The sequence below is a fragment of the Amycolatopsis sp. cmx-8-4 genome (genome assembly GCF_046548675.1).
GTDB lineage: Bacteria > Actinomycetota > Actinomycetes > Mycobacteriales > Pseudonocardiaceae > Amycolatopsis.
Window position 1 is genome coordinate 1 of sequence record NZ_JAEBDZ010000066.1, and the last position, 10,325, is coordinate 10,325.

Consider the following 10,325-nt stretch of genomic DNA (forward strand, 5'->3'; position numbering starts at 1 on the left):
CTTGCCCGGCGGGATGAGGGGCTCGACCAGCGCCCACAACTCGTCGGGTACCAGCCGTCGTGACAACTCGTCCATCACGCCATGATCTTGCCCGCACCTCCGTCAAGATCCAAGTGAGACACGCTCTAAGCCAGCGATTGGGACCTTCCCAGGTGGGGTTGTGCCCCAGTCGGCGGATCGGATCGTCGCGGCGCTGGCCCTACCCGAGCGTAAGCGGAACCTGGACGCTGTCGTTCCGTTGCCAGTCGCAGATCTTGGGCCGTTGGTGGACGGCGGCTCGGTCATCTTCAGTCTGGTCCGAGTCGCCGAAAACGGCGTGGTCGCCGCGCGGATGGCTATGGAAGCACTGGGCTGGGCCACCGGCTTGACGATCCGGCTCAGCGTGTCGTCGCGTCTGCTTGTCGTGGCGCCGTGCGACTCGCGAGGGCAAGCGTCCGTTCCGCCGAAGATGAGCTTGACGATGCCTGCCCGGCTGCGTGCACAGTGCCGGATACGCCCCGGCGACCAAGTACTACTGGCGGCGCTGGTGGAGCACGACCTCCTGGTCGTTTATCCGCAACACGTCCTGCACGAGATGGTCACCGCCTATCACACGGACCTGGCGAGCACCCCACATCGGACGGCAGCCAAATGACCGGTGGGCGCGGCGGCTTGCCGCCGCGCCCACCGGTCATTACTCGGTCTCAGCCCGCGTGGTCCTGGCAGGTGCGAGCGGGTGCGGTTCCCCGGTCAGGGCTGCGAGGGCCTCGGCGACCTCGCTGATGTCGGCTTTCACGTAGCTGGTGGTGGTCAGGTCGCTGCCGGACTCGGCGCGTCCGGCGTAGGCGCGGGCGACGCCCATGCCGAAGTTGCGCTCCACCCAGGTCAGGGTGGTGTGGCGGAGCCAGTGCGCGCTGACCTGCAGAGCCCTGGCCCAGTCGAGCTCGTTCTGGACTCTACCGAAGATGTAGTCGTAGCGGCGGTAGGTGATCGGCTTGCCGCTGTTGTAGCGAAGCAGCTGGCCTTGCGGATCGCCGCTCCCGCGTTCCTCGTCGTGGGCGATGAGGTGACGCATCAAGGTGGGCGAGACGGGCTGCCAGCGCTCGGTCTCGCCTTTCTCCCGCAACAGGACCGTGCACTGCCTACGGTCGAGGTCGCGGGGCCGCAGGGCGAGGGCGCCGCCGCGGCGGCAGGCGCTCTCCTCGTGCAGGCGGCAGATCAGCGAGTCCAGCTCCGGGTCATCGCCGGTGCTGGCCACTACGTCGTTCAGCTCGGCCAGCCGGTTGCCTGCCAGAGCACGACGAGTCGAGGCATTGCGGCTGGGCTTGGTGACGCGCATGGCGGGATTGCGGCGTTCATCGAGCCGGCCGTCGTTGACCAGGTGCTTGTAGAGGCAGCGCATGGCCGCGATGAAGTTCTCCGCCGCGTTGCGTCCGCCGCGGGAGTTGCGCCGGACCCGGGCGGTGCTGCGCACGGTCTCGGCCATGGTCTTGATCTCGCTGGCGATGATGGTGTCCATGCGCCGATCACCCCACTTGGCTTCGGCCTTATTCCAGTACGAGCCGTAGGAGGCGGCCGTGCTCGGAGAGACCAGGCCGGCCACGACCGGGATCCACTCGCGGATCGTGGGCATCGACCGCTGATCGGGCATGCCGTCTTCGTTGGTCCGGGCGTCGGAGACGAGGTCGGCCGGGTCGACGCCGAGACGTGAGAGCAGCAGCCGGGCCGCTTCGAGGTCTTGCGGGGTCGCGGATGCGTTCATGATGCCTCCTCCTCGGGGGCGGCCAGAGAGGTGTGGAAGGTGCGCAGCATCGCCTGGACGGCGGCCTCCGGGTGGACGATGAGGACGTCGTGAGCAGGGTCGGCGACCAGCAGCAGCCGGCTGCCCGCCAAGGCACCGCAGCCTTTGCGGACCGGGGCGGGGAGGGCGACGTAGGGCTTGTGGGGCATGACGAACACCCCGTCCGGACGTCGGCGGATCACGACCGAGGTCTGGACGAGAGTGATCAGCAGACGATCGCCGGGGCTCCAGCCGAGCACGGCGACAGCGCCGCGGTCCTGCAGACGCCCCCCGCCGTCCATCAGCGCGATCGACAGCCGCGGACCGTCCACGGCGCCGAGATCGCGCAGCGGCGGGAGGCCCATCGGGACAGGCGGAGACGACGACTCGGCCGGGGACGGCGTGGCGATCCGGCCGGGCAGAACCAGGGGTGAGAGGAAAGTGCTCACGACATACCTCCCCTGCGAGCTGCGCGAGGGGAGGGCGCGTTCAAGATCAGGGTAGCCGAGACAGGCTGAGGCTGAACGCGAGAAAGACCCGCCGTGGCGGGCCAGTTACTCTGTGGTTTGGGAGATCTCCCACGTATTTGTGTCCGAGGACCGAGTTGATCTATAACCCCACACTAAAGTTCGCCACTGAGCTGAAGCTTGAGTGAGCTGCCTCCCTGCGGGAAATCTCCCACGTTTGCGTGTTCAGAGCGGGCACTGCGTGTGCGTCGACGCGGCGGCCGCCCGTCACCCGAGGCACCCTGGATCGAGCACCTTCGGCGACCCGTGACCGCACCCCTCGATATGGTGCCCACGGCCATGTCCGAGGCGCGCGGGACGTGGTCGGCGCACATTGCCCCCGGTTCGTCCGGTGGCCGATAGTTGCGGAGTTCTCCCGATGTCGTGAGGAGCCCGTCGTGCGCCTGCTCAGCCTGGTGGTCGCTGCGGCCATCGTCGCCGGTGTGGAGGTCGCCGCGCCGGCCTTGCCGGTTGCCGCCGCTGATCCCGCCTACCTGACCAAGGAGGCGACGTTCGGCACCGTCGCCAACGGGTGGGACAAGGTGGAGCGGTACCGCGACACCACGGCGGGATTCGCCGACGAGCAGTACCCGCCGGACGGGCGGGGCAACCAGGACGGGCAGCGGCTGACCTTCTTCGGCGGGGTGCCGCAGCCGTCCTCGTCGCGGTTCCTGCTCTACTCCGCGCCCGGCTGGTCGACCGGCGCGAAGGTTACGCCGGTGCTGCTGGTCCACGGCGCCAACGACAACCCCGACCGGGCATGGGCCAATCCGAACGAATCCGGCGGCTTCGGATGCGGCTCGGCGACCTGCCCGTCGACCGGGCTGATACAGTACCTCAGCTCGCGCGGGTACCGGGTGTTCGCCATCGGCTTCGCGCACAAGCAGGGCGAGAACCGCCAGCAGGCACAGCAGGTCGGTGATGCGATCGCGCTGATCAAGTCGCGGCTGGGCTTGAATCAGGTCGACCTGGTCGGCTGGAGCAAGGGCGAGCTGTCCACCCGGATGTATGTCTCCTCGGTGAAGCCCCCGTGGGGACGGGCCTACGCCGGCGACGTGCGCAAGCTGATCACCCTCGGCGGCCCGAACGGTGGCTACGACTACCCGTTCGCGCACGGCTACGCGCACGACCTGTCGATCTGGCCGGAGTGCGGCGTCAACATCAACGCGCCGAGCCCGCACACCAGGATGACGTGTCACGGCAGGTACACCTACCACCCGGAACTGTCGATCACACCCACTGCCGGCTGGGACACCTACCCCGGGCAGCGGCAGATGCTGGCCCGCTTCGACAGCACGTTCGGCGTGGACGGCTCGCAACAGGACTGGTAAACGACCTACTACGGCGGCCAGGGTTTCTACACCGACGGGACGGGCATCCAGGCCGCGATCGACGCCGGGTCGATGATCTCGACCATCCAGTCCGCGGGCACCCCGGCCAGCGTCTCGGTGTACCTGCTGGCCGGTGGCTCGCCCACCATCGTCGGCGTGTTCAACGAGAACCGCGGCCCGAGCGACGGCATCGTGTTCGTGGCCAGCGCGTTGAACAGCACGGGCATCGGCCACCTCGCCGCGACGGCGCTGGTCGGTTCGGTGAACCACTTGCAGCTGGGCTGGGCATCGGCGTCGATGTCCCAGGTGACGAGCTGGCTGGCGTGAAAGGGACGACAGTGACCACACTCCTCGACGGAATCATCTCGGCGAAGGTGCCGACCGACCAGCTGACCGCGCACGTGCTGGAGGTGGCCGGCCGGGAGCACGGCGAACCGGTCGTGTTCGTCCACGGCAACGTCTCGTCCGCCGCCTTCTGGCAGGAGGCGATGCTCGACCTGCCGCCGCGGTACCGTCCGATCGCGGTGGACCTGCGCGGCTTCGGCGGCACCGACGCGTTGCCGGTGGACGCGACGCGGGGCGTGCGCGACTACGCCGACGACGTGGCCGCCACGCTGGCCGCGCTGGGCATCGACGCCGCACACCTGGTCGGCTGGAGTCTGGGCGGCGGCGTGGTGCTGCAGCTGCTGCGCGAGCACACCGCGCTCGCGCGCACCGTGACGCTGGTCAACCCAGTCTCGCCCTACGGCTTCGGCGGCACGAAGGGTGCGGACGGCGAGCTGGTCGACGCGGCTGGCACGGGCTCGGGCGGTGGTGGCGCCAACCCCGACTTCGTTGCCCGGCTCAAGGACGGCGACACCTCGGACGAGTCGCCGTTCTCCCCACGACAGGTGCTGCTGGCCTTCTACGTCAAACCGCCGTTCCGCCCCGCCCACCTCGACGACTTCGTCGAGGCGATGCTCACCACCCGGGTCGGCGACGACCACTACCCCGGCGACTTCACCACGACCGACGCGTGGCCGGGCGTCGCGCCGGGCACCCGGGGCGTGCTCAACACCCTGGCGCCCGGCAACTTCTGCCTCGACGACCTCGACGCGATCGAGCCCAAGCCCCCGATCCTCTGGGTGCGGGGAGCCGGCGACCAGATCGTGTCCGACACCTCCCTGTTCGACCTCGCCCACCTCGGCCGGCTCGGCGCCGTGCCCGGCTGGCCGGGCGAGGACACCCACCCCGCGCAGCCGATGGTCACCCAGACCAGAGCCGTCCTCGACCGCTACGCCGCGGCGGGCGGCCACTACCGCGAGGTGGTCATCGCAGACACCGGGCACAGCCCGCACATCGAGAAGCCGAAGGAGTTCTCAGCGGCACTGCTCGAGGGATTGGCCAAGGGCTGAGAAGCATCCGACACCGCCATCCGCCGCCTTGGTGGGATCACGATCGGTCCACGGGCTGTTCCGGGGCCCTGGTTGCGCTGTTTGGCGGGATCGCCGCGATCGTCAAGACGAGCAGCACAGGCCGGCGTCCGCCCGCAGTGCCAGCCGTGGTGTGTGTCGCTCTCCTGCTCCTGGCTTCCGCGGCCACATGCGGGACCGTCGCGGGGTGGAACCGCCACTACGTGGTGGCTGATCCGGCGACGTTGCAGACGATGCTTTCGGACCACTGGAAGGACTCGGAAGTCGACACCCGCAACAATATTTCGACGATCCACGCCAAGACAGTCGCCACGCTGCGCGCCGCCAATGGTTTCAAGGCCTGGTGGGTCAGCGTCGGCCTGATCGTCCAGGTGGCCGCACTGCTCGCGCTGAGCACGGCGGTAGCGTTGATCGTGGCCACCGACTGATCGATTGTCACGGCCCGGTGTGCACGTAATGCGCCCAGGCCAAGGGACGGTGCCCGCACTTGCGGTACAGGTCGATCGTCGCACTGTGCAATGCCGAGGCGATGTCGGCGTGCTCGGCTGTGCCCGTCCGGGCCTGGCTTTTGCGGAGGTGGTCGTAGAACCGGTCGGCGACCTCGATGCTCGTGCGATCCCCTGTGGTCCAGCGCGTACCGACAGTGTGGGTGAAGCCCGCCATATGCAGGGCGCCGGCCACGTGCACCGACTCGTCGGCGAGAGCAGCGTCTCCGAGGGCCGTCTCGCAGGCGGACAGGAACGCCAGATCGGCGTGCGGCAGGTTCAGCCTCGCGATGTCGGCCATGGACACCGGTCCGGCCTTGTGCTGGTCGTGGGTTATGAGTGCGCCACCCGCTCCTCGCTCCAGGTACTGGACGCCGTGACCGGCGAAGTGCAGCGTGTGGCAGGCGGGAAGGCGCTCCAGCACTGCGGCGCGCGTGGCGTCCGAGCCCGCCACGAGTTCCCCAGCCGTGAAGTACGGACCGATCCGGTCGACCTCGACCGACACGCCGGCGAGTGGGGGAACGCCGACCGCGTCCGGCACCGCGACGATCAGCGCCGAAGCGGAAAGGTCCGGCACCGGCCGGCACCGGGCCCGGGCGAGCGCGCCCAGTGTCGGCAGATACGACGACTTGGCCCGGTGGAGCACCGTCGGCGCCGACGCCCACCACGTCCCTGGCGCCCGGTCTGGATGCCGACCCGCCGCGTGCAGCGGCAGGAACCGTGCCACCCCGGTGGGGTACCACCACATCCGCGGCAGCCCGGTCGGCCCGGCCACTCGCCCGGTGAACCCGAGCGCCGCGGTGACCGGTTCGACGATGACGTCCCAAGTCCAGGCAAGCACGCGGTGCGCGGTGCGTTCGGCCTGCGCCCAGTAGGGGTTGCCCAGTGTCCGGGAGTCCAGGGCGGCTGTCAGTAACGACGCCTGGCCCCCCGCGGTCCTGGCCGTCAGCTCGGGCAGGGGCACCAACACGATCCCGCCTGTGGTGACCAGCAGCGCGTCGCACCGGTGCTCGCTGATGTTGACGACGGCGATCGGGCCTTCGGTGGCGAGGCCGGCGAGGTCGCCGAGCCGTGGTGGACGCAGGAAGTCGCCGAACCCCGGCTGCCGCCGGACGTCGGCCACGACCTCGTCCCAGTCGCGGGCCAGATTCTGGCGGAAGCGGAGGTCGCCGGCCGCGTCCGGGGTGGTCGTGCCGTCCGGGGTGGCTTGGGCGTCGAGGGCCTGCCGGATCCGGTCGACGCGGGCTGAGAGGCCGGGGTGGGCGGCCTGCAGCGTCGCGCGGTCGGCGTTCAGACCGACCACCCACGAGTAGGCCACGCCGTGCCCCTGTTCCAGCAGCTGGAGCGCCGTCTCCAAGCGGCCGAGCCGGACGGCCACGGCAGCGGCGTCATTGGCGATGCCGGCCACTTCCGACAGCGCGGCGAAGGTGTCCTCACGCTCGGCCCCGTGCCAGGCCCACGCCTGGGCGTGGCTCACCGCCTGCGCGTAGGCAGATAGCGCCTCCTCCCAGTCTCCGGCTTCGGCAGCCTTGCCGGCCCAGCCACGCGCGGCCAGCGCTCTGGTCCGCATCGGGGCGACCTCAAGCCGCGCGGCGTCTCGGAATGCGGCGAGCACGCGTGCGTCCAGCGTCGGATCGGCTTCCATCGGGTCCTGGCCGAGTTCGAGGGCGATCGCCAAGTTGTAGTGGTAGTCGGCCTGGTCAGGGCTCTCTGGGACGCACTCCCGCAGCGCGCGTTCGATCGTGGTCAGCGCCTCGGACCGGTCGGCAGCCGACCCCGACCGGCGATACCGGCTCACCAGCGACACACTCAAATTGGACAGGAACACCGGGCTGACGGGGTGTCCGGCCGGTGCCTCGCGTACAGCTTCGCGGAGCGCCTCGATCGCGACGTCGAGGCTGGTGGCGTTCGGGCGTAGGCGCTGCCGGAGGTTGTGCGCGGCTGCCAGGTTGGACAGCGCGATCGGCCGGTCCGGGTGTCCGGCCGGGATGGCCCGCGTCGCGGACGTCGCTACCTCGACGGCGGCGTCGAGGTGGTGCGGGTCGCTCGTCCGTTCAGCCAACAGGGTCAACGTGAAACCCGGGTTGGACCGCCGTCTGGCAAGGTCCGGACTGCCCGTAGGTGTCTCTCGCACGGCTACGCGGCCGGCGTAGATCGCCTCCTCGAGGTCGGTCAGCGAGCGGGTCCGTTCGAACAGCATCCGGAGCAGGAGGCTGAGCTGAGTGAGGTAGTGCGGGCGGTTGACGTCTCCGCTCGCCGCCTCGTTCGCGGCAGAGCGCGCCGCGTCGACCGCGCGCCGGAGATCGTGGTCGCTCCCGCTTTCCGCGAGGTAATCGAGCAGCACACCGGCCAGGTCTGAGTTCGCGCGCGCCTTCGCCGCGGCGTCGCCTGAGCTCCCGACCACCGCCTCGGCGAGGTCGATCACCTCTGCGAGATCCTTTCGGTCGCGCAGGTGCTGGTACCGGGTCAGCAACGCGTCGATCAAGCCGGACCTGCGGGCCGGGTGCTCCGCGGACGTCTCCGGAGTCAACGACTTTGCATCGCGCAGCATGTCGATCGCCCGGTCGATGTCTTCCCGCCGGCCACGCCGGGCGAACCGGGTCACGTAGCCGCCGGCGAGCTCGTACAGGTGCAGCGAACGATCCGGGTAGTCCGCACCGAGGCCACCGATCCCGGTCTGCCCCGCTTCGAGCGCCTCGTCCAGATCCTCTTCTCGCCCCGACACCGCGTAAAGCCGGCAGAGGGCTTCGCTCAACCCCAACAGCACCGCGGGAGTCTGTTTGGGAAGCTCGACGACGTGGCGCCGCGCGGCGCGCATGATCGCCACGGCCGATTCCAAGTCGGCCGTGTGGCCACACCGGTGGAAACGTTCCCCGAGCGCGAAGCCGAGGTTCAGCAGCATCCCCACGTGCCGGCCGAGTTCGTCAACTCCCGAGCCGTAGCCGCCTTCGGCCATCGCCTGCCAGACGGCGATCACCGCTTCGAGCAGCACATCGGCGCCCGTCTGCCAGGACGCGCGCACCACCGCGGAAGTGTGGCTGTCCCAGGCCGCTCGCGGCTCGGCCGACGCGGATCCCGAACTCCAGGCTTCAGCCAGCGTCCCCAGCTCCGCTGCCGCCTGCTCGTCCTCCGCGCCGACAGCCGGGTGCACGGCGTGCCGGGCGCGCAGGTGGTGCAGCCGCGCAGTGAACACCACCGTGCGTGCGAGAGCAGGGTCCTGATGGGACGTCCGCGACCGGGCCGCCGGCCACGCGCGCGCCATGATGAAAGCGGTGTCGGAAAGGATCTCGGGACCCAGTAATAGATCGTGCCGCGAAGACGATTCATAATCACGCAAGCGTGATTCGAGGTCGGCCAGTCTTGGAGTGCCCGCGTCCATCACGCCACACTAGCAGGAGTGCGCCGGACGGGCAGAAGTGAATCGCAGCTGAAAGGCATAGCAGAATGCCGGTTGAGCCGACGGGCCGACAACTACCGCGGCGGACGATCAATGGTCGTCGAGTGCGCGTTCCGGAAGGCAGTGGCGCGATCCAGCGTCGGGTCCGCCTTTTCGCCGAATGCGCGAGAAGGCTCGCGGACGAGCCGCTGGCTTCCCCGGACGCACGAGAGGCGCCGATCGGCGAAGGTCTCGGGCTTGGCGAACTGATCCCGATCATCGAACCAGTCTTCGAGCGAGAGCCGTCGATGATCCGATGGGCCGCCCTGCGGGGCGCACTGACGGTGCTGTATATCGAAACCTACGACCGGGATTCCCCACGCGTACCGTTCTACCCGACCGTGGAAATGGTCATGGGCGTCGGGCTTCTCTCACCGCCGGATGATCCACAGGAGGTGTTCGGCGTCGGAACTGCATGGTCGAATCGGTTGACCGAGGCGCAGCACCAGGCCGTGCTGGACACCTACAATTCCGTGAGAAACCGGCTTTTGGTGCACGAACACTACAGCAAAATGTCACTCGAAGAGATCAACACAAAGCCGAGACTACGCGTCGGCCCAGCAGTCGGGCTGGAGATCATCACCTGGGTCGCGGTCGCGTTTTCCCGTCTCGAACGCGACTTCGACGAAATACCGGGGCCCGACGCACTCGAAGCTCCGGGATGGTACCCGGAACCGGTGACTGGGCGCGGCGAGCGCTACTGGGACGGCGACGACTGGACTGGAGCAGTGCGCGGCGACCCACGTCATCCGCTGGGCACGCAGCTCAATCTCGGCTAAGAGCGTGTCTCATGTGGTGAGGTTGTGGAGTTTTTTGGTAGCAGATAAGGCTGGCTCCAAGGATGAGGAAGGCGAGGAAGTGTTCGGCTTTGCGTTCGTACCGCAGGGTCAGGCGGCGGTATCCGGTGAACCAGGCCATCGTTCGTTCGATCACCCAGCGGTGCTTGCCGAGCTTGTCCTTGGATTCGACGCCTTTGCGGGCGATCCGGACCGTGATGCCGCGGTCGCGGACCCAGCGCCGCAGGTCGGGCTGGTCGCAGGCCTTGTCGGCGTGCAGCTTGGCCGGCTTGCGCCGTCGCGGGCCACGGCGGGACTTGATCGCCGGGATCGCCATCACCAACGGCTTGAGCGCATAGGAGTCGTTGGTGTTGGCGGCGGAGACCGCCACCGCGAGCGGCAGCCCGGCACGGTCGGACAGGGCGTGGATCTTCGAGCCAGGCTTGCCGCGGTCCACCGGGCTAGTGTCTCGTGATGCTGTTTGGTTTACGTCGGGTTGACGGGGCATGGTGTTGGCTGGCTTGGTGGAGTTGACGACGGGGCAGCGCGGCGAGTTGCAGGCCTTGGTGTACAGCCCGGATGTGGCGGGGACGGTCGCGACGCGGGCCCGGATCGTGCTG

The 10,325-nt window shown here is 69.0% G+C and carries 10 protein-coding genes; 6 read left to right on the forward strand and 4 right to left on the reverse strand.

Translation table 11 applies throughout. From position 1 onward, the window contains the following. Positions 1–160 precede the first annotated feature (160 nt). Positions 161–634, forward strand: coding sequence for a hypothetical protein (locus ACLJQZ_RS48155; protein ID WP_410628408.1), 474 nt, complete (start codon positions 161–163; stop codon positions 632–634). A gap of 39 nt (positions 635–673) precedes the next feature. Here ACLJQZ_RS48155 and ACLJQZ_RS48160 read toward each other — a convergent pair whose 3' ends face one another. Both ACLJQZ_RS48160 and ACLJQZ_RS48165 read right to left on the reverse strand, forming a co-directional pair. After that, positions 674–1,741, reverse strand: a complete 1,068-nt coding sequence (locus tag ACLJQZ_RS48160; RefSeq protein ID WP_410628410.1) for a tyrosine-type recombinase/integrase — start codon at positions 1,739–1,741, stop codon at positions 674–676. After that, entirely contained in the window at positions 1,738–2,208 is a 471-nt protein-coding gene (locus tag ACLJQZ_RS48165; protein WP_410628411.1) for a hypothetical protein, read from the reverse strand. The genes ACLJQZ_RS48160 and ACLJQZ_RS48165 overlap by 4 nt, the downstream gene beginning before the upstream one ends. Positions 2,209–2,663: 455 nt before the next feature. Here ACLJQZ_RS48165 and ACLJQZ_RS48170 point away from each other — a divergent pair, with 455 nt between their 5' ends. From ACLJQZ_RS48170 to ACLJQZ_RS48185, 4 genes are all read left to right on the forward strand, one after another. Next, entirely contained in the window at positions 2,664–3,596 is a 933-nt protein-coding gene (locus ACLJQZ_RS48170) for an esterase/lipase family protein (RefSeq protein WP_410628413.1), read from the forward strand. A 72-nt stretch (positions 3,597–3,668) separates the two neighbouring features. Continuing rightward, positions 3,669–3,923, forward strand: coding sequence for a hypothetical protein (locus ACLJQZ_RS48175; RefSeq protein WP_410628415.1), 255 nt, complete (start codon positions 3,669–3,671; stop codon positions 3,921–3,923). An 11-nt stretch (positions 3,924–3,934) separates the two neighbouring features. Further along, entirely contained in the window at positions 3,935–4,990 is a 1,056-nt protein-coding gene (locus ACLJQZ_RS48180; protein ID WP_410628416.1) for an alpha/beta fold hydrolase, read from the forward strand. A gap of 221 nt (positions 4,991–5,211) precedes the next feature. Then, complete coding sequence (locus tag ACLJQZ_RS48185; protein WP_410628417.1) at positions 5,212–5,436, forward strand: hypothetical protein; 225 nt, start codon at positions 5,212–5,214, stop codon at positions 5,434–5,436. A 7-nt stretch (positions 5,437–5,443) separates the two neighbouring features. Here ACLJQZ_RS48185 and ACLJQZ_RS48190 read toward each other — a convergent pair whose 3' ends face one another. Beyond that, positions 5,444–8,872: a CHAT domain-containing protein gene (locus ACLJQZ_RS48190; RefSeq protein ID WP_410628419.1), complete on the reverse strand. Its 3,429-nt coding sequence runs from the start codon at positions 8,870–8,872 to the stop codon at positions 5,444–5,446. Between the two features lie 122 nt (positions 8,873–8,994). On the opposite strand from ACLJQZ_RS48190, the gene ACLJQZ_RS48195 reads away from it, so the two are divergent. Beyond that, a complete protein-coding gene (locus ACLJQZ_RS48195) occupies positions 8,995–9,708 on the forward strand; it encodes a DUF2510 domain-containing protein (protein ID WP_410628421.1) in 714 nt (237 codons plus the stop codon). On the opposite strand, the gene ACLJQZ_RS48200 is transcribed toward ACLJQZ_RS48195, so the two are convergent. After that, positions 9,695–10,213, reverse strand: a complete 519-nt coding sequence (locus ACLJQZ_RS48200) for an IS5 family transposase (RefSeq protein ID WP_410628422.1) — start codon at positions 10,211–10,213, stop codon at positions 9,695–9,697. The two genes, ACLJQZ_RS48195 and ACLJQZ_RS48200, sit on opposite strands and share 14 nt — an antisense overlap. Positions 10,214–10,325 lie beyond the last annotated feature (112 nt).

Excerpts from the sequence above, each read along its gene's own strand:
- ACLJQZ_RS48160 (WP_410628410.1), bottom strand. The coding sequence starts at position 1,741 with ATGAACGCATCCGCGACCCCGCAAGACCTCGAAGCGGCCCGGCTGCTG.
- ACLJQZ_RS48175 (WP_410628415.1), top strand. The coding sequence starts at position 3,669 with ATGATCTCGACCATCCAGTCCGCGGGCACCCCGGCCAGCGTCTCGGTG.
- ACLJQZ_RS48190 (WP_410628419.1), bottom strand. The coding sequence starts at position 8,872 with ATGGACGCGGGCACTCCAAGACTGGCCGACCTCGAATCACGCTTGCGT.
- ACLJQZ_RS48200 (WP_410628422.1), bottom strand. The coding sequence starts at position 10,213 with ATGCCCCGTCAACCCGACGTAAACCAAACAGCATCACGAGACACTAGC.